Source organism: Kitasatospora sp. NPDC088160 (genome assembly GCF_044741445.1).
GTDB lineage: Bacteria > Actinomycetota > Actinomycetes > Streptomycetales > Streptomycetaceae > Kitasatospora.
In genome coordinates, this window is the sequence record NZ_JBIUSS010000006.1 from 1 (window position 1) to 18203 (window position 18203).

Here is an 18203-nt window from a genome sequence, read left to right on the forward strand (position 1 = left end):
GGCCGAGATGGGCAACCCCACCCCCTGGGCCGACCTCGCCGGATTCCGCACCGACATGAGCGCCCTCGTCCCGAAAGTCACCTCCGCATCCCTGGACGATCTCGACTTCGGTGTCACCCTCACCGCCGTCCTCGTCTGCGCCACCCGCCGCGGCGTCCGCTCCAGCCCCGTCATCGCCCTCCTCGGCAAATCCTTCGCCAACCTCGAAGGATCCATCCGCCACCTCTGCCCCGAACTGTCCATCACCGACGTCTTCGCCGACAACCTGCGCACCATCATCTTCGGCCTCACCCGCGAGACCCTCTCCGAACAGCAAGCCGCCCGCACCGCCCTCGAACTCATCATCGCCGCCCCCGGCACCCTCCAGCAGAGCCGCAACATCCTGCGCAACCTCGCCGACAACGACCTCACCCTGAGCATCACCAACACCACGGACCGGCCGGACCACAGCCACACCCACGCCGCACTCATCCTCGCCGCCGCCATCATCTGGGCCACCAGGCACAGAAGATGACCCCGCTCCCGACCACGGCAATGGACAACGAACACCGGGTACGTCCCGCGAGCGCGCCGCCCCGGGTCGGACCTCTCCCGTCACCGGCCCTGTCGCGCATCCTGGGGAAGGCACCGACACAGGGGCGACGTCGTTCTCACCCGCGGTGCGGCTACTGAGCGGGCCGGGTGGCGCCAGGCCACCGCTTTGCACTGCGGGGCGCTGTCCGGGCCCGGGCACTCTCACCTCCCGGACCGCCCGTGAGCGCCTGACACTCCCGGGGATCCTGACCAGACCGGCGCCGGCCCGCCCGGCGGGGCGGACAGCACCGACACCGCCCTGCCCCCGCCCGCCTCCCTGGAGCTCTACGCCCGGGGACTGGCCGGCTCCGCCGAGGCGTTGGCGCACGGCTGGCTCCGACTCTGGCTGACCCCGGAGACCGGCGCGACCACGCCGGTGCGACCATCGGCAGGTTCTCCCACCTGCTGCCGGACGCCGCGCAGCGGGTCACAGCGGCCTGCGCGGAGGCCGAGACCACCGCCGCCGAGGGCGCCGCGCAGGCGGAGGAGTGGCTGCTGGCCACCTGTCCCAGGTCCGCCGTCCACGCCCAGCCGCACGACCTGCGGACGGCGGCGTGCTGAACCCTCGGCTGCGGGAACCGGTCGTGGCCACTGCCGGGCTACCCCGCGACCGGCTCGGGCCGGAGGGCCTGGTCGATGTTCTCCTCGACCCAGGAGCGAAGCGCGTTCAACGGCACCGCGGCACTCTGGCCGAGGCGGGTGAGGGAGTACTCGACGTGCAGGGGGACGACGGGGTACACGGTGCGGTCGAGGATGCCGAAGTCCTCCAGGCGGCGCAGGGTCTGGGTCAGCACCTTGGGGCTGACGCCCTGGAGGCGGCGCTGGAGTTCACCGAACCGCTGGGGACCGTCTTCGAGGGCGCCGATGGCGAGGGCGGCCCACTTGTTCGCGAGCAGGTCGAGCAGGATGCGGCAGGGGCACTGGGCGGCGTAGACGTCGTGCTGCGAGTGCTCGCCGCTGGGGCAGGTGGTCGTCATGCTCACCCTCCTCACCAGGACACTTCCCGATGGGAAGTACTAGCCCTTGAAGGTAACCATACCCGCGGGGATAGCGTCGCCGGCATCGAGGAACGGCCGCTCAACGGCCTTCCGCACTCTGATGCTCCGGGAGATGACGCATGTCCGCAGACACGATGCGCGCGGTGGTCCAGGACACGTTCGGCGGGCCGGAGGTGCTGCGGGTCGCCGAGGTGACGCGTCCGGTGCCGCTGCCGACGGAGGTGCTGGTACGGGTGCACGCGGCCGGGATCAACCCGGTGGACTGGAAGACCCGCGGCGGCTCCGGCATGGCCGGCCTGCTGGGTGAGCCGCCGTTCACGCTCGGCTGGGACGTGTCCGGCGTGGTCGAGGAGGTCGGCTTCGGCGTGACCACGCTGAAGGCCGGTGACGAGGTGTACGGCATGCCGTGGTTCCCGCGCGCCGCGAACGCCTACGCCGAGTACGTGACCGCCCCGGCCCGGCAGTTCGCCCGCAAGCCGGCCACGCTCGACCACGTGCACGCCGCCGCCGTGCCACTGGCGGCACTGACCGCCTGGCAGGCCGTCGTCGACACGGCCCGGGTGCGGGCCGGCCAGCGGGTGCTGGTCACCGCAGCCGCCGGCGGGGTGGGCCACTTCGCGGTCCAGTTCGCCCGCCACCTGGGCGCCCACGTGGTCGCCACCGCCAGCGCCGCCCGGCACCCCTGGCTCAAGGAACTCGGCGCCGACGAGGTGATCGACTACACCAGCACCCGCTTCGAGGACGCCACCGCCGGCATCGACGTCGTCATCGACCTGGTGGGCGACGACCACGACCTGACCAGCACCCGTTCCCTGAAGGTCCTGCGCCCCGGCGGCCTGCTGGTCGCCGTCCCGGCCGGCGTCTCCCCCGAGCTGGCCGCGGCCGCCGAGGCGGCCGGCGTGCGGGTCACCCCGTTCCTGGTCGAGCCGGACGGCGCCGCGCTGACGACGATCGCCGCGCTGATCGACGCCGGCGAGGTCGCCGTCGAGGTGGAGCGGACCTTCCCGCTGGAGCAGGCCGGGGCCGCTCATGCCCGCGGCGAGGCGGGCCGCACCCGCGGCAAGCTCGTCCTCACCACCGGGGTCGGGCCCGGAGCCAACTGACCGCCGATCAGGAACGGACGGGATTCCCCGCTCGCCCCTCCCCCGTCCTCCGCCCTCCCTGTCGCGGGCTCACCTCACCTCACCGGACTCGCTCGACGCTCCACCTCGGCAGGTACTCGAAGAACGCGACGGCTTCCTCCCGCCACCTGGGGCGCCAGGCCGCGGCTTCCGCGGCGGCCGCGTGCGCGAAGCGCCGCATGTCCGCCCGCATCCGCTCCGGGACGCCGTGGCGGTGGGCGATGTCGCGGATGGCGGCGACGGTCTCCTCGGTGCAGGCTCCGTCGCCGAGTGCGGACTCCACCACGGCCCGCTCGGCGTCGGTGGCCGCCGCCAGGACGGCGCGGACGGTGTAGTTGCGCCGCCCCTCCCGGAGGTCCGTTCCGGTGGGCTTGCCCATGGTCCCCGCGTCGCCGAAGAGGTCCAGGTAGTCGTCGCGCAGCTGCCCGCAGATCCCCACCAGCCGGGCGTAGCGGCGCAGTTCCTCGTCGTGGCGGGCGGGCTGGACGCCTGCGGCGAGCAGTCCCAGCTGGAGCGGGGCGAGGACCGAGTAGCGGGCGGTCTTGTAGTCGGCCACGTCGTGCAGCACCTCCTCGTCCGGGTCCGCGGTGAAGTCCCGCTCCAGGTCGATGATCTGGCCGACGAACGTGGCCGTTGCCGCTCGCGTCTGCACCTCGACCATGGCCTGTCGGACCGGGAGCGGGGCCCGGGAATCGAGGAGGACCTGGAGGGACAGCGCGAGTGCGAGGTCGCCGGCGAGGACGGCGAGCCCGAGCGCGGTCTGCGGCCGGTCGGGGAACCGCCCCCGGTAGGCGTAGTAGGTGGAGGGCCCGCCCCGGCGGGTGGGGCTGTCGTCGATGATGTCGTCGTGGACCAGCCCGTGGGTCTGGAGCAGTTCGATGCTCAGCGCGGCGTCCTCCAGCCCCGCCACGGGCTCGGCGGTCACCAGCCGGGCGGCCTCGAAGAGCAGGGCCACCCGCATCCGCTTGCCGCCGCGCAGCGACAGGTCCCGCAGCAGGGCCAGGCAGTCCGGGGTGAACCGGCTGAACGACGGAGCGTCGAAGGCGGCGGCCAGGTCCTGGAAGTACTGCTCGGACAGCGTGCTGAACCGGCGCTCGTACCCGGCGAGACGGGCCCGGATCTGCTCGGTGGGGACGGCGGCGGTATCGGTCACGAAGATGTCTTCCGTTCGGGCGGGGATGCGGGCCCGCGCAGGCGCGGAGGTGCCACGGATCCCGGTGGTGGTCCGTCACCCATGCTGCCCCATCGGCCTCCCGGTCCGAGATACTGGGGAGCATGCAGACGATTTCTCTGGACACACAGGCCCGTGAGCACCTGGAGCGTGCGGCGGCAGCCTCCTCGGGACGCAGCGCGGCGACCGTCTACACCGGCCACGAGCGCGGACTGCGTCAGACCGTCCTCGCCCTGACCGCCGGCTCGGGCCTCGCCGAGCACGACAACCCCGGCGACGCGACCCTCCTGGTACTGCGCGGACACGTGCGGCTCGTCGAGGGCGACACAAGCTGGGAGGGCCGCGCCGGTGACCTGATCCCCATCCCCGAGGCTCGCCACAGTGTCGAAGCGATCGAGGATTCGGCCGTGCTCCTCACCATCGCCAAGCGCGACTGAAACAGCACACCGGACAGGTGCCGGACAGGGCGTGCCCACCTGCGGACGCGCCCTGTCCGGCACCCGCCCCGTCCGAGGCGGCCGCCCCCGTCACCGCCGTCACGCCTCATCCGCTCTGCGCCCTCAGGAACCCTCGCCCCCCAGCATCAAGTCCGTCCCGCCCAGGAAGGTCAGCCCGGCGGCGTCGTTCGACTCGTTCAACTCGCTCAACTCCCTCAACTCGCCGGGAAGGCGGGTCAGGGCGAGTTGCAGGGCCTGCAACGAGTCCACGCCGAAGATCGCCGTCACGCGGTCGACGACGCCCGGGTGTCCGGTGATCCGGTACGGGCAGTACCAGTCCGGCCCCTCCGGGTCGCGGCAGGGCAGCCCGACCTCCAGCAGCACCGGCCTCTGCGTCCCGTCCGGAGCGGTAAAGGCCAGCTCACGACTGGCGATGACCTGGCCAAGCTCGTATTCAGCGCTCACCGCAGCAGTACAACACACCCCACGGTTCGAAGCGCCTCTCCACCGGAAGGCCGGCAAGAGCACTGCCGGGAGCACGGTCCTGGTTGGGGCCGGCTCCCGGAGCCGGCTCCCGGGTGCGGTCTCGTCCTGGGTACGGACGAACTCGCCTGCCCCTGAATGGTCCTCTTGATCAAGGCCGGGAATCACCGGCGCCATTCCTCAGAGGGGTTCTTCGTGAACGAGCATGCACCGCACAGTCGCCTCCCGCGCTCGCGCCGGGGCGGCCGGCACCGGGCGGTGGCGGTCGTGACCGCCGTGGCCGCCGGCGTGATGACGGTCGGAGCGCTGGCACCGACCGCGGCGTTCGCGGGCGGCAAGCCGGACAACGTCCAGTCGAGCCTGAACGCGCTGGTGAAGGACGACGGCCTGCCCGCCGCGCTGGCCGCCGTCAAGGGCCGCGACGGCCGCACCCGCACCTACACCGCCGGTGTCGGCGACGTCGCCACCGGAGCCAAGGTGCCCACGGACGGGCAGGTGCGGATCGGCAGCAACACCAAGACCTTCACCGCCGTCGTCGTGCTCCAGCTCGTCGCCGAGGGAAAGGTCGGCCTGGACTCCCCCGTCGAGACCTACCTGCCCGGCCTGCTGCGCGGCGACGGCATCGACGGACGCAACATCACCGTCCGCCAACTGCTCCAGCACACCAGCGGCCTGCCCGAGTACGTGGACAAGGACTCGATCCTCACCGGTCCGACGCGCTACTACGAACCGCGCGAACTCCTCGACGCGGCCCTGGCCCAGAAGGCCCACTTCGCCCCGGGCACCAGCTGGGAGTACAGCAACACCAACTACCTGCTGGCCGGCCTGATCATCCAGAAGGTCACCGGGCGGCCGCTCGGCGAGGAGGTCAACCGGCGCATCGTCGACCGCATCGGCCTGCGCCACACCTACTTCCCCACCCCCGGGGACACGGGCATCCGCGAGGCCCACCCCAAGGGCTACAACCGGGACGCCGACGGCTCGCTCCGCGACTACACCGAACTGGACCCCTCCTGGGGCTGGGCGGCAGGCGCCGTCGTCTCCACCAACAGCGACATCACCCGCTTCTACACCGCGCTCCTCGGCGGCCGGCTCCTGCCCGCGGCGCAGCTCGCCCAGATGCGCACCACCGTCCCCGCCGACGAGGTGGGCCCCGGCGCCCGCTACGGGTTGGGCCTGGTGAGCCGGCCGCTGTCGTGCGGCGGCCTCTACTGGGGCCACGGCGGGACCATTCCGGGCTACGAGACCGCCGGGGGCGCCACCGATGACGGCCGCGCCACCAGCATCGCGGTGACCATGATCCCAAGTGGTGCGGCCGGACAGCACGTTGAGGCCGCGGTGGACGCGGCCCTGTGCCGCTGACCCTCCCCGATCCGGCCTGAGCTTCCGCACCAGTACGACCCGCGGGTTCTGCGCGCCTCGGCGAGCGCGGAACCCGCGCGCTCGCGTACCCGCGCACCTGCACATCCCGCCAATTCCCCTTTCCCGTAGAGGAGTTCTTCCGTGAACGAGCACGTCCCGCACAGCCGCTCCCCCCAGTCCCACCGGAGCCGCCGCGGTCGGCACATGGTGGCGGCAGCCGTGGCCGCCGGCGTCGTGGCGGCCGGAGTGCTGGCACCGACCGCGGCGTTCGCCGGCGCCAAGCCGGACAGCGTCCAACAGAGCCTGAACGCGCTGGTCAAGGACGACGGCCTGCCCGCCGCACTGGCCTCGGTCAAGGGCCGCGACGGCCGCACCCGCACCTACACCGCGGGCGTCGGCGACCTCGCCACCGGCGCCAAGGTCCCCGTCGACGGGCAGATACGCGCCGGCAGCAACACCAAGACCTTCACCGCCGTCGTCGTCCTCCAGCTCGTCGCCGAAGGGAAGGTCGGCCTCGACGCGCCCGTCGACACCTACCTCCCCGGCCTGCTGCGCGGCGACGGCATCGACGGACGCCGCATCACCGTCCGCCAGCTGCTCCAGCACACCAGCGGCCTGCCCGACTACATGGAAACCCCCGCACTCCCGGACTTCACCACGATCCAGTACCGCTACTTCGAGCCCCGCGACCTCCTCGACGCGGCCCTCGCCCAACAGGCCCGCTTCCCCGCGGGTACCAGCTGGGAGTACAGCAACACCAACTACATCGTCGCCGGACTCCTCGTCCAGAAGGTCACCGGACGGCCCGTCGGCGAGGAGATCACCAAGCGCGTCATCGACCGCATCGGCCTGCGCCACACCTACTTCCCCACCCCCGGGGACACCGGCATCCACGAGGCCCACCCTCACGGCTACTACCGCAGCTCGCCGGACGCGCGGACGATCGACTACACCGAGATGGACTCCTCGGCGGCCTGGGCGGCGGGGGCGATCGTCTCCACCAACACCGACCTCAACTCCTTCTACGCCGCGCTCCTCGGCGGCCGACTCCTGCCCGCGGCGCAGCTCGCCGAGATGCGCACCACCGTCCCCGCCGAGCTCCTGGGCCCGGGGGTCCGCTACGGGCTGGGCCTGCAGAGCAAGCCGCTCTCCTGCGGCGGCCTCTCCTGGGGCCACGGCGGGACCACCGCGGGCTACCGCTCCCGCAACGGGGTCACCGACGACGGCCGCGCCGCCGCCATCACCGTCACCGCCATCCCGGGCGAGGCCGGCGCGCAGCACATGGCGGACGCCCTGGACGCGGCCCTCTGCCGCTGACCGCGCCACCCCTCGGGGCGCCCCCTGCCTGCGCGGGGGGGCGGACACCGGACAGACGGCCTCGCGGCTCCCGTGGGCGGGGACCGCGAGGCCGTCTGTGGAGTACCGCTGCCGGGATCAGTCCGACTCGGGCAGGCTCAGCCCGCCTCAGCCCGCCGGGTTCGCGGGCCGGGCCTCGACCAGGCCGGACTCGTAGGCCGCGATCACCGCCTGGGCACGGTCGCGGACACTCAGCTTGGCGAAGATGCTGGTGATGTAGTTCTTGACCGTGGAGACGCTGATGCCCATCGCCGACGCGATCTCGGCGTTGTCCAGGCCGGTGGCCAGCAGGTGCCACACCTCGATCTCGCGGGGCGTCAGTTCGCCCAGACTGGACACCGGCAACGGCACCGGTGCCGGTGGCAGGCGGGGCGCGGTGACGTACGTGGAGATCAGCCGGGTGAGCAGGCGCGGCGCCACCGCCGCCTCCCCGGTGTGCACGGTGCGCACGGCCGCCGAGAGCTCCTCCGGGGAGACGTCCTTGGGCAGGAACCCGGAGGCGCCGGCGCGCAGGGCGGCGACCACGTACTCGTCCATGTCGAAGGTGCTCAGCGCCAGGACCCGGCAGTCCGGCAGTTCCCGCGTGAGCCGCTCGGTCGCCTGGACGCCGTCGAGAACCGGCATCCGGATGTCCATCACCACGACGTGGGGCCGGTGCCGGTGCGCGAGGTCGACCGCCTGCTGGCCGTCGTCCGCCTCGGCCACCACCTCGAACGCCGGGTCGGGTGCCAGGATCAGGGCCAGGCCCCGCCGTACCAGCGGCTGGTCGTCGGCGATCAGCACCCTGATCCGCTCCGGGGTTCCCGTCATCCGAGCCGTTCCTCTCCGTCGGCCGGCGCCACCGGCAGGCTGGCCGCCACCCGGAAGCCACCACCGTCCACGGCGCCGGCCACCATGCTGCCGCCCTGCAGCGCGACGCGTTCGCGCATGCCGATCAGACCGTATCCGGTGCGGCCCGCCCTCGGTCCGGCCGCACCGCCCGCTCCCGCCAGGGCGCCCACCAGGGTGTCGGCCGGCGCGGCGGTGCCGTTGTCGGACACCTCGACGGTGATCCGGTCCGGGTGGTACGTCAGCCGGACCCGCGCCTGGGCCCGGCCGGCGTGCTTGCGGGTGTTGGTGAGGGACTCCTGGACGATCCGGAACACCGCCAGGCCGGTGCTCGGCGGCAGCGGGCGCTCCTCCCCCAGGACGGCGAACTCAGTGGGAAGACCGGCCCTGCGGGACTCCTCGACGAGCCGTCCGAGGTGTCCGACACCGGGCTGCGGCTCGGCCGGCGACTCCTCCGGCTCGTCGCCGGCCCGGAGCACGTCGAGCAGTTGGCGCATCTCGCGCAGCGCCATCCGCCCGGAGCCCTCCAGCGTGACCAGGGCGTCGCGCACCACCTCGGCGTCACCCCCGAGGTTCGCTCTGGCACCGCCGGCCATCAGCTGCATGGTGGTGATGTGGTGGGCGACGATGTCGTGCAACTCCCGTGCGATGCGGCGCCGTTCCTGCGCCACCGCGCGGTCGGCCAGCAGCCTGCGCCTGGCCTCCACCGCGTGCTGCCAGCGTTTCAGCGCCTCGGCCGCGGCGATGACCAGCGCCACGGCGACCACGTTGGACGCCACTTGCGAGAGCGGAGGCGGCAGCGGATGCCCCCGGCCCAGCAGCGGTACGACGGCCGCCACGAGGGCGGTCGTCACCGCCACCACGAGGCCGCGCGAGCGGGCGACCGCGAACAGCGCGATGCAGAGCGTGCAGTTGAAGTGTTGCGGCACCGGCCCGCTCAGGTTCAGGGCCAGGCCGAGGGCCAGCACAGCCGTCAGCGACGCCAGCGGGTAGCGGCGCCTGGTGAGCAGCGGCATGGCCGCCAGTACGAGCAGGACCAGCGCCGTCAGGGCGATCGGCTGGCTTCCGTCCGGGCCGCCGATCGAGTAGCCGAGGAGGTCCAGGGCGGCAGCCCCGACGGCCACCAGTGCGTCACTGGCCGTCCAGGGCAGACCGTCGGCTCTCGGCGGCTGCGGCTGCGGCTGCGGCAACAGCAGCGGCCGGTGGTGCGTCGACATGCTGGTGGTGGTCCTTTCCGTGGCCGGTCGGCCGTGTGCTGTCGTCCGTGAGCCGCGAGCCGCGAGCCGTTCCCGCGGAGCCCTCGGGGGGGCCTGCGGTCCATTCTCCCTGTGGCCCCCGGCCCCGGGCCGGCACCCGGGACCGATCCCGGACCAGGCCCCTGGTCCTGGTCCGGGCCTGGTGGCGGGCTCAGGTCCTGATGCCGTTCTCCTCCCGCGCTCGGACGAGAACGCCCGGTACGCCGTGATGGTCTGGAGACGTGCCGGAAATCCCCGGCGACAGCACCACAGCCGGAGGACATCGTGATCCGCGCCCTGACCGGATTCTCCACCAGGAATCCGTGGAAGGTGATCGCCGTATGGGCGGTCCTGGGAGTACTCCTGACCGTCCTGAGCCAGACGTTGATCTACCGGGTGACCCAGACGCAGACGGCCGACTTCCTGCCGAAGAGCTACGACTCGGCCGCCGCCATGAAGATCGCCCAGGACCGCTTCGGGACGAAGCCCGACGCCAACCCGGTGACCGTCCTGGTCGCGCGGGCCGACGGCCGGGCGCTGACCGCCGCGGACCGGCAGCAGATCGACGACGGGGCGAAGCGGCTGAGCCGCCTCAAGGTCACCATGCCCAAGCCCAAGGACGCCGCGCCCCTTCAGCGGGACTACTCGCAGGTCCCCCAGGTCGACCCGGCCATGACCGCGCCGGACGGGACCTTCGAGCTGCTCTCCGCCAACCTCACCGGAAACCCCGCCGACCCGGGCCTGGAGAACACCTACCGGGCGTTCCGGGACGGCACCCGGGCGGAGTTCGCCGCCCAGGGACTGCGGACCGGCTTCACCGGCGCCCTCGCCGACCAGGTCGACTCCGCCGACGACGGCAAGACCCTCGCGACCGTCGCGTCCGCCTGCGCCGTCGGCCTGATCATCCTGCTCCACATCCTCGTGTTCCGCAGCGCCCTGGCCGCGCTGCTGCCGCTGATCGCGGTGGCCCTCGTCAGCGGCGTGGCCGCCGGCGCCGTCGTGGGCACCGCCCTGCTCACCGGCATCAAGCTCGACCCGTCCGTACCGAGCCTGATCGGCGTGGTGCTGCTGGGCATCGGCATCGACTACTTCCTGTTCCTGATGTTCCGCTTCCGCGAGCAGCTGCGGGCCCACCCCGAACGCCACCACCGCGCCACCGCCGCCGAGGTCGGCCACAAGGTCGGCACCGCGATCACCTCGGCCGCGCTGACCATCGTCGCCGCCTTCGCCACCCTCGGGGTCGCCAGCTTCGGGCAGTTCCGGGTGCTCGGCCCGGCCGTCGCGGTCTCGGTCCTGGTCATGCTGCTGGCCAGCCTCACCCTGATGCCCGCCGTACTCGCGGCCTGCGGACGCGCACTGTTCTGGCCCTCACGCGCCCTCAAGACCGTGCCCCGCGACGGCGCCACCGCCCGCTTCGCCGACCTGGTGGCCCGCCGGCCCGTGGTCATGGTCCTCGCCTCGCTCGCCCTCCTGGGCGCCCTGGCCGGCGGGCTGGCCGGGATCAGGATGGACTACGGCCTGGGCGGCGGACCGCGCACCGCCTCCCAGACCACCGCCGCCGAGATCTCCCGCGTCCTGCCCGCCGGTGTGGCGGACCCGACCAGCGTCTACGTCGAGACCAAGAACGCCGGCCCCCTCACCCCCGGCGCGCTGAACGGCCTGGCCCAGCGCCTCACCCGGGCCACCGGCGTCGGCCAGGTGGCAGAGCCGGTCCTGAGCGAGAGCCGGCAGGCCGCGCGGATCGACCTCTTCCTCACCGAGGACCCGCAGTCCCAGCAGGCCCGCGACCTGGTCGCCGGCCCGATCCGCGCGGCCGTCGCCCAGGGCACACCCGCCGACCTGAACGCGCACGTCGGCGGCACCCCGGCCGTCTTCGCCGACGTCTCCACCGCCGTCGGCCGCGACCTGCGGCTGGTCTTCCCGGTCGCGGCGGCACTGATCGGGGTCATCCTCCTCCTGCTGCTGCGCAGCCTGCTCGCGCCGGTCGTCCTGATGCTCTCCGTCGGCCTCGGCTTCGCGGCCACCCTCGGCGCGGCCGCCTTGCTGTTCCAGCACGCGATGGGCAAGCCGGGCGTCAACTTCACGCTGCCGCTGGTCCTGTTCCTGTTCGTGGTCGCGCTCGGCACCGACTACAACATCCTGATCAGCGACCGGATCCGGGAGGAGATGGAACACCCCGGCCCGCCCCGGGCCGCGGTCGCGCGCGCCCTCCGGCACACCGCCCCGGCCATCGCGACGGCGGGCCTGGTCCTGGCCGGCTCCTTCGCCGGCCTCGCCGTGACCCCGCAGCCCTCGACCCAGCAGATCGGCTTCGCGACCGCGCTCGGCATCCTGCTCTCCGCGTTCCTGCTGTCCGTCGTCCTGGTGCCCGCCCTGGCCGCGCTCCTCGGCCGCAGCCTGTGGTGGCCCCTGCGTCCAGGCCGTACCACGGCCCGCACGGCCCCCGGGCACCCCCGCGCAGAGGCGCCGCAGTCGCCGCAGTCCCAGCCCTGGTCGCAGTGGCCCACGCCGCCGCGGCCGGACGACCACCCCTCCCCCTACCCTCAGCCCTATCCCCAGCCGTACGCGCCGCAGGAGGAACAGGGCGCAGCCTCCTCCTGGACCGGAAGCAGCCACCACCCGTAGGAAGCGGGCGGGCTCGGACGACGACACCGGGCGCAACGGCCGGCGCCCCCGGTTCCGTCGCGCTGCGGCTGTCGGCTTCCGCTGAACGCGCATCACCTCGGGGCCGCCGTTGGAGCCGCGCACCCGGCCGCCCGGTGGCCGATTAGGTGATCGCCGCCGGGTGCCGTACGGTCGGTACTACCGACGCGGGGTGGAGCAGCTCGGTAGCTCGCTGGGCTCATAACCCAGAGGTCGCAGGTTCAAATCCTGTCCCCGCTACTTCCGACACCGGGGCCGACGCACACTGTGCGCCGGCCCCGGTGCTGTTCTCCCTCGGTCGCCTTCGGCGCGAGCCCCCGGTCAGCTCACCGTCGTGGTGCTGAGCGCCTGTGCGGTGGCCGGGTAGCAGGCGGTGGGCACGTCGACGGTGAAGAACGAGACGGGCACGGTCGCCGTGAAGGTCAGCCCCGGGTCCGTGTAGCTCGTACCGGCCACCGAGGTGCGGATGACGCTGCCGGAGGCCCCGGCGGCCAGGTTCAGGGTCAGCGCGGGAAGCGTGAAGGTGCCGCCGCCGCCGACCGACCCGTTCACCGTGAGCACGACGTTGCCGTTGTTCACCGCGACGCTCGCGCTGCCCGAGTAGCCGGAGCCGCCAGTCAGCGACTCGCCGGTCAGCGTGGCGTTCGCGGGGACCGGCACGGTGAGGACGATGTTGCTGATCGACTGGATGCTGTAACCACCCACCGTGGTGGGCACGGTGAGCGCGTCGGGGGCCAGGGTGACGGTGAACTGGCTGCCGGCCGTGACGGTGGCGGGCGCGGCGGCGTTGACACCGGCGTTGAGGTTGAAGGTCTGTGCCGACCCGATCGGCGGGGTCGCCTGGCAGGCCAGGACGACCGGGGTGTCCGCGGCCGCGGCGGTCGGCGCGAACAGCCCGACCGCGGCCACGCCGCCGGCGAGCACGACCGAGGCACGTCGCAGAGCAGAGGTCATTCCCATGAGGGTTCTCCCGCGAAGCCTGAGGTGGGGGGTGAGGGTGGGGCGCGCGAGCGTCGGGGCGTGGGGTACCTGAGCCGCCCGCCCACCCGGCGGCCCGGCGCAGGCCGGGCGAATTCAGCATGGGCGCGTCAGGGACCTCCAACAATCCTGCTGCGCAAGGCAGTTGCAGCACTTTCCGGCCATTCTCCGGCCGCGCCGCGCTCGGCCCTCATGGCTGGTCGGCGGCGGCCGACGCATGCGTGGCGAAGGCGGCGCCCGTCATCAGCGGACGGGCCGCTTCGGGCTTGACTGACTTTTCAGTCAATGAAAGTGTTGACGGCGAGCTCGACGTCGGCGCTACCCCTGACCGGAGAATCCCCGTGCCCTACCCTGATCTGTCCCGCCGCACCATCCTGCGCTCCCTCGGCGGCGCGGGCGTCCTCGCCCTCGGCCTGACCGCCTGTTCGGACCTCGACGAACCCGTCGAGGACGCCACGCAGGCCCCGCAGCCATCCGGGGCCCCACAGCCGTCCGGGTCCTCGGCGGCTCCCGGTGCGCGCCGCTTCGGCGCCGAATGGGAGAAGCACGTCCGCACCGTGATGTCCTGGCCCGCCTCGGAGAGCGTCTGGGGCGACCAGCTCCCCGACGTCCGGAGGGACATCGCCGGCCTGGCGCGGGCCATCGCCGCCCGCGAACCGGTCGTCCTGATGGCCCGCCCCGAGCAGAAGGACGCCGCGCAGAGCGCGTGCGGCTCCGCGGTCGAGGTCGTCCCCATCGCCGTCGACGACCTGTGGGCCCGCGACACCCTGCCGGTGTTCGTCGAGGAGGGCGGCAAGGTCAAGGGCGTCGACTTCAACTTCAACGGCTGGGGCGACAAGCAGCAGCACGCCAACGACGGCAAGATCGCCCGCACCGTCCTGGCCAAGTACGGCGTCGAACGCATCGAGACGAAGCTGGTCGCCGAGGGCGGCTCCTTCGAGACCGACGGCCAGGGCACCCTGCTGGTCACCGAGAGCTCCGTCGTCAACGGCAACCGCAACCCCGGCATGTCCCGCGACCAGGTCGAGGCCGAGCTCAAGAAGGCCCTCGGCGTCACCACCGTGATCTGGCTGGCCGGCGTCAGGGGCAAGGACATCACCGACGCCCACGTCGACTGCCTCACCCGCTTCGCCGCCCCCGGAGTCGTCCTGCTCGACCAGGCCTTCCCCGGTTCACCCGCCGACGTCTGGTCCCGCTCCGCCGACCAGGCCCGCGGCGTCTTCACGGACGCCGTCGACGCCCGCGGCAGGAAGCTCGACGTCATCGAGCTCCAGCAGCCCGACCCCGACAGGATCACCGGCCGCGGCGACGCCTTCGTCTCCTCCTACATGAACTTCTACGTCGGCTCCAAGGGCGTCTACCTCCCAAAGTTCGGCGACGACCGCGCCGACGTCCGCGCCCAGCAGATCCTCAAGCAGCACTTCCCCGACCGCGAGATCGTCCCCGTCAAGATCGACAACATCGCCGCCGGAGGTGGCGGCATCCACTGCGCCACCCACGACATCCCGGCCGTCGGGTGAACGCGCGGTTCGCCTGACACCCGCCGGGGCGTGCGGTCTCCTCGAAGCTCCACAGAAATCGAACCGTTGATGACTTCAGGCAGCACGGGCCCCTGCCGAGAGTTCAGCAGGGGCCCACGGTGCAGAGAGCTGTGGACGGCCGGGGCCTGCCCTCGACGAGTGGCAGGCCGTCGGCATCAGCTATCGTCTGCCGCCGGTCCGACGGCCCGGCCTCACCTCAGGTGTCGGGTGAAGAACTGGGCCGCGGCGTCCCCGGCGAACTGCGGGACGCCGGTGTGCCCGCCCATGTTGGCGTGCAGGGACTTCTCCTTCGAGCCGAAGGCGTCGAACAGGTCCAGGGCCGCCTGCCGGTCGTTCCCCTCGTCGTCCCACTGCAGCAGGACATGCAGCGGAATGGTGACCTGCCGGGCCTCCTCGAACATGGAGCGAGGCACGAAACTGCCGGCGAACAGAACGGCGGCCGAGATGCGCGGCTCGACCACCGCCAGCCGGATCCCGATGGAGATCACTCCCCCCGAGTACGCGACCGGGCCGCCGATCTCGGGCAGCGCGAGGAGGGCGTCCAGGGCGGCCCGCCATTCCGGGACCGCCTTGTCGACCAGCGGGAGGATGAGGGCGTCGACGATCTCGTCGCTGACCGGCTCGCCGGCCTCCAGCGCCCGGCGCAGGTCGGCGCGGGCCTGCTCCACGGCGGGCCAACGAGGCCGGTCGCCGCTTCCCGGGAGCTCGATGGTCGCCGTGGCGAAGCCGTCCGCCGCGGCGTGCCGGGCCCGGGCCACCAGTCGGGGGTACATCCTGCGCAGTCCGAGGGGAGGGTGGCCGAGCAGGATCAGCGGCGCCGGTGCGGATGCGGCTCCGGGCGTCCACAGGATGCCGGGGATCTCGCCGAGGGTGAACTCGCGCTCGAGGACACCGTCGTCGAGGCGCTGTTCAGAAGTGAAGTGCATGGTCGTGCCTTTCGGGAGGGCTCGGATACGGCGCTCCCGGACGACCTATCGCCCGACCGTGACCCCGGAGGAGAGCACCCATGTGAATACTGCGTTCACGGGTACCACCTCCTCGTTCTCTCGCACGGCCTCCGGAAACATAGCAGCGGTCGCCTCGTCCGCCAAACGGGTTTTTGCGGAGTCTCCGCGACGGCGGGGTGCACCGGCGCCGGCGGCGGCCTGCCCCGCACCTCGGGCAGGTGGAGGATCGGTCAGCAGCGGCACCGCACGACGGCCGGCAGCGCCTCCAACTCCACCTCGATCGCCTCCCGGAGCAAGCGTCGCGCGTGCTCCAGCGGCATCGAACCGGTCAGCCAGCGGGCGCTGAGGCCCTCGATCAGGACGGTGAGGCGTTCGGCGGAGGCCGTGTGGGCCGGCGCCGTGGCCTCGGGGCGGGCGCGGCCGAGCAGGTCCGCGACATCGTGCACCCAGGCGTGGGTGGCCCGTGCCAGTTCCTCCCGGAGATCGGGCTCGAAGACCGCGCTGGCCCTCAACTCCCCCCAGGCCGTGCTGTTCTCCCGCACGTCCGGGGTGTCCTGGAGTTCCAGGAGCAGGACCTGTTCGAGATCGCGCCGGGGATCGTCCGAGTACCCCGCCGAGTCCCCCTCCGCGGTGTAGCGGTCCGCCCGGTCGCTGATGAACTCCAGGGTCTTGCGGAGCAGCCCGGCCCGGTCGGTGAAGTGGTAGTACAGCAGCGAGGTGGACACCCCCGCCTCGGCGGCCAGTTCGCCCACGCGCAGCCCGCGCACACCACGCCGCGCGATGACGCGGGTGGCGGCGATGAGTATCTCTGTTCGACGATCCGACACAAGCGATCACCCTACCCGGCCGGGGCCTCGCGCGGAGGAATTCCTGATCAAAATTTCAGGGCCCAACTCCCGTACGGCCAGGCGGGTGACCCCAGCCCGGGGCTCACGGCGGACTCACGGCAAGCTCGTGGCGGGCTCACGACAGGCCGGTGCGGCAAGGAAAACCGCGATACCGTACGTATCGGGTATTGACTGAATTTTTAGTTGCAGCCAAGATGTGCGTCACCCCACACCTCCCGCCCCCAAGGGAGTCCTCTTGGACACGCCCGTTCCCACCCGCCGCAGCCTGCTCGGATTCGGCGCTGCCGCGGATGCCCGCGGAGACCGATCTGCACACCCTCACCTTCATGGCCTGGCCCGCCCTGTCCTCAACGGCGCCGTCCTCGCACCGCAGTTCGGCGACGGCTACGCAGACGGGGTCGCCTACGCGATCCTCCAGGCCAAGTACCCCGACCGCACCGTGGTCCAGCTCGACATCGACAACATCGCGAGCGGCGGCGGCATCCACTGCTCCACCCAGTCGCAGCCCGCCGCACCGCCCGCCGGCTGAGCGCGGCCGAGCCCCCGCCGACCACCTCGGTCGGCCACTCTCGACCCCATCCTGACTGAAAATTAGAACAAGAGAGAAGGATCCGTCATGACGTTCCAGATGCCGGCCGAGTGGACCCCCCACGACGGGTGCCTGATGGCCTGGCCGACCAGGTCGGACCTCTGGGGGGAGACCTTCGAGGAGGCCAAGCGGGAGTACTCCCAGGTCGCCCGGGCGATCGCCGAGTTCGAGCCGGTCACGATGGTCGCGCTGCCGGGCCGGGGCGCCGAGGCGCAGGAGCTGTGCGGGGAGGGCGTCGAGGTCGTGGAACTCCCCATCGACGACTCGTGGTTCCGCGACTCCGGGCCGATCTTCGTCCTCGGCGAGGACGGCCGGCGGGCCGGTGTGGACTTCCGCTTCAACGCCTGGGGCGGCAAGCACCACCCGTACGACACCGACGACCTGATCGCCGGGCGGCTGCTGGAGCGCCTGGGCGTCGAGCGCGTCGACTCCCGGATGATCCTCGAAGGCGGGGCGATCACGGTCGACGGCGAGGGCACGCTGATCACCACCGAGCAGTGCCTGCTCAACCCGAACCGCAACCCGGGGATGAGCAAGGAGGAGATCGAGGCCGAACTGATCGCGAAGCTCGGCGTCAGCACGATCATCTGGCTCCCGTACGGCGGTCTGCTGGACACCGAGACCGACGGCCACGTGGACGGCGTCTGCGCGTTCGTCGCCCCCGGCAAGGTGATCGTCCAGCTGCCCGCCGACCCCGACCACCCCGACCACGAGCGCATGCGCGCCAACCACGCCGTCCTGGCGTCCGCCACCGACGCCCGGGGCCGCAAGCTGGAGATCCTCGAAGTCCCGCAGAGCGCCTTCGTCGAGGTCAACGGCACCGACGTCGAGGTCGGCTACCTCAACTTCTACATCGCCAACGGCGGCGTCGTCGTCCCGGTCGCCGACGTCCCGGAGGACGAGGGGGCCCTCGCCGCCATCGCGGCCGCCCTGCCCGGCCGCAAGGTCGTCGGGGTCCGCTCCCGGGTGATCGCCTACGGCGGCGGCGGTGTCCACTGCATCACCCAGCAGGTGCCCACCGCCTGAGCCGCCCGCCCGCCGGCCCAGCCACCCGCCCCTCGCCCCGCCCGTCGCCCCGCCCGTCGCCCCGCCC

16 protein-coding genes, 1 tRNA gene and 1 pseudogene are annotated in these 18203 nt (G+C 72.5%); 10 read left to right on the forward strand and 8 right to left on the reverse strand.

All coding sequences use genetic code 11. The features are described 5' to 3' along the window. Positions 1-514 (forward strand): annotated as a pseudogene (locus tag ACIOGZ_RS10510) (AarF/ABC1/UbiB kinase family protein); the annotation flags it as partial. Between the two features lie 658 nt (positions 515-1172). Here the strand turns inward: ACIOGZ_RS10510 and ACIOGZ_RS10515 are convergent. Further along, a complete protein-coding gene (locus ACIOGZ_RS10515; RefSeq protein ID WP_363585541.1) occupies positions 1173-1550 on the reverse strand; it encodes a helix-turn-helix domain-containing protein in 378 nt (125 codons plus the stop codon). A gap of 140 nt (positions 1551-1690) precedes the next feature. Between ACIOGZ_RS10515 and ACIOGZ_RS10520 the strand changes: the two genes are divergently transcribed. Further along, the gene (locus tag ACIOGZ_RS10520; RefSeq protein ID WP_363627786.1) at positions 1691-2674 is read left to right on the forward strand and encodes an NADP-dependent oxidoreductase; all 984 of its coding nucleotides are present in this window, start codon (positions 1691-1693) and stop codon (positions 2672-2674) included. Between the two features lie 79 nt (positions 2675-2753). Here ACIOGZ_RS10520 and ACIOGZ_RS10525 read toward each other — a convergent pair whose 3' ends face one another. Further along, positions 2754-3845: a polyprenyl synthetase family protein gene (locus ACIOGZ_RS10525; protein ID WP_363627785.1), complete on the reverse strand. Its 1092-nt coding sequence runs from the start codon at positions 3843-3845 to the stop codon at positions 2754-2756. Positions 3846-3967: 122 nt separating this feature from the next. On the opposite strand from ACIOGZ_RS10525, the gene ACIOGZ_RS10530 reads away from it, so the two are divergent. Further along, entirely contained in the window at positions 3968-4300 is a 333-nt protein-coding gene (locus tag ACIOGZ_RS10530) for a cupin domain-containing protein (protein ID WP_363627784.1), read from the forward strand. A 123-nt stretch (positions 4301-4423) separates the two neighbouring features. Here ACIOGZ_RS10530 and ACIOGZ_RS10535 read toward each other — a convergent pair whose 3' ends face one another. Next, on the reverse strand, positions 4424-4765 hold the full coding sequence (locus ACIOGZ_RS10535) for a DUF6968 family protein (RefSeq protein ID WP_363627783.1): 342 nt from the start codon (positions 4763-4765) through the stop codon (positions 4424-4426). A 213-nt stretch (positions 4766-4978) separates the two neighbouring features. On the opposite strand from ACIOGZ_RS10535, the gene ACIOGZ_RS10540 reads away from it, so the two are divergent. Together ACIOGZ_RS10540 and ACIOGZ_RS10545 are read left to right on the forward strand one after the other, a co-directional pair. Further along, entirely contained in the window at positions 4979-6145 is a 1167-nt protein-coding gene (locus ACIOGZ_RS10540) for a serine hydrolase domain-containing protein (RefSeq protein ID WP_400985579.1), read from the forward strand. 141 nt (positions 6146-6286) lie between these two features. Beyond that, a complete protein-coding gene (locus tag ACIOGZ_RS10545; protein ID WP_400985581.1) occupies positions 6287-7462 on the forward strand; it encodes a serine hydrolase domain-containing protein in 1176 nt (391 codons plus the stop codon). Between the two features lie 147 nt (positions 7463-7609). On the opposite strand, the gene ACIOGZ_RS10550 is transcribed toward ACIOGZ_RS10545, so the two are convergent. Further along, complete coding sequence (locus ACIOGZ_RS10550) at positions 7610-8311, reverse strand: response regulator transcription factor (protein WP_363624295.1); 702 nt, start codon at positions 8309-8311, stop codon at positions 7610-7612. Then, the gene (locus ACIOGZ_RS10555) at positions 8308-9546 is read right to left on the reverse strand and encodes a sensor histidine kinase (RefSeq protein WP_400985583.1); all 1239 of its coding nucleotides are present in this window, start codon (positions 9544-9546) and stop codon (positions 8308-8310) included. Before ACIOGZ_RS10555 ends, ACIOGZ_RS10550 begins: the two co-directional genes overlap by 4 nt. Before the next feature lie 303 nt (positions 9547-9849). Here ACIOGZ_RS10555 and ACIOGZ_RS10560 point away from each other — a divergent pair, with 303 nt between their 5' ends. Beyond that, positions 9850-12189, forward strand: a complete 2340-nt coding sequence (locus ACIOGZ_RS10560) for an MMPL family transporter (RefSeq protein WP_400985584.1) — start codon at positions 9850-9852, stop codon at positions 12187-12189. Positions 12190-12373: 184 nt separating this feature from the next. Further along, a tRNA-Met gene (locus ACIOGZ_RS10565) sits at positions 12374-12447 on the forward strand. A gap of 81 nt (positions 12448-12528) precedes the next feature. Here ACIOGZ_RS10565 and ACIOGZ_RS10570 read toward each other — a convergent pair. Then, the gene (locus ACIOGZ_RS10570) at positions 12529-13161 is read right to left on the reverse strand and encodes a cyclase (RefSeq protein WP_400985585.1); all 633 of its coding nucleotides are present in this window, start codon (positions 13159-13161) and stop codon (positions 12529-12531) included. A 365-nt stretch (positions 13162-13526) separates the two neighbouring features. On the opposite strand from ACIOGZ_RS10570, the gene ACIOGZ_RS10575 reads away from it, so the two are divergent. Next, positions 13527-14705, forward strand: coding sequence for an agmatine deiminase family protein (locus tag ACIOGZ_RS10575; RefSeq protein ID WP_363627779.1), 1179 nt, complete (start codon positions 13527-13529; stop codon positions 14703-14705). A gap of 212 nt (positions 14706-14917) precedes the next feature. Here the strand turns inward: ACIOGZ_RS10575 and ACIOGZ_RS10580 are convergent, their stop codons facing one another. After that, positions 14918-15652 carry an alpha/beta hydrolase gene (locus ACIOGZ_RS10580; protein ID WP_363585519.1) on the reverse strand — a complete coding sequence of 245 codons (735 nt, stop codon included), beginning with the start codon at positions 15650-15652 and terminating at the stop codon, positions 14918-14920. 251 nt (positions 15653-15903) lie between these two features. Further along, complete coding sequence (locus ACIOGZ_RS10585; RefSeq protein WP_063352386.1) at positions 15904-16500, reverse strand: TetR/AcrR family transcriptional regulator; 597 nt, start codon at positions 16498-16500, stop codon at positions 15904-15906. Between the two features lie 256 nt (positions 16501-16756). Here ACIOGZ_RS10585 and ACIOGZ_RS10590 point away from each other — a divergent pair, with 256 nt between their 5' ends. Beyond that, positions 16757-17050 carry an agmatine deiminase family protein gene (locus tag ACIOGZ_RS10590; RefSeq protein WP_400985587.1) on the forward strand — a complete coding sequence of 98 codons (294 nt, stop codon included), beginning with the start codon at positions 16757-16759 and terminating at the stop codon, positions 17048-17050. Between the two features lie 87 nt (positions 17051-17137). Next, entirely contained in the window at positions 17138-18136 is a 999-nt protein-coding gene (locus ACIOGZ_RS10595) for an agmatine/peptidylarginine deiminase (protein WP_400985589.1), read from the forward strand. Positions 18137-18203: the final 67 nt, after the last annotated feature.

Excerpts from the sequence above, each read along its gene's own strand:
- ACIOGZ_RS10530 (WP_363627784.1), top strand. The coding sequence starts at position 3,968 with ATGCAGACGATTTCTCTGGACACACAGGCCCGTGAGCACCTGGAGCGT.
- ACIOGZ_RS10580 (WP_363585519.1), bottom strand. The coding sequence starts at position 15,652 with ATGCACTTCACTTCTGAACAGCGCCTCGACGACGGTGTCCTCGAGCGC.
- ACIOGZ_RS10595 (WP_400985589.1), top strand. The coding sequence starts at position 17,138 with ATGACGTTCCAGATGCCGGCCGAGTGGACCCCCCACGACGGGTGCCTG.
- ACIOGZ_RS10555 (WP_400985583.1), bottom strand. The coding sequence starts at position 9,546 with ATGTCGACGCACCACCGGCCGCTGCTGTTGCCGCAGCCGCAGCCGCAG.
- ACIOGZ_RS10520 (WP_363627786.1), top strand. The coding sequence starts at position 1,691 with ATGTCCGCAGACACGATGCGCGCGGTGGTCCAGGACACGTTCGGCGGG.
- ACIOGZ_RS10515 (WP_363585541.1), bottom strand. The coding sequence starts at position 1,550 with ATGACGACCACCTGCCCCAGCGGCGAGCACTCGCAGCACGACGTCTAC.
- ACIOGZ_RS10550 (WP_363624295.1), bottom strand. The coding sequence starts at position 8,311 with ATGACGGGAACCCCGGAGCGGATCAGGGTGCTGATCGCCGACGACCAG.
- ACIOGZ_RS10570 (WP_400985585.1), bottom strand. The coding sequence starts at position 13,161 with ATGACCTCTGCTCTGCGACGTGCCTCGGTCGTGCTCGCCGGCGGCGTG.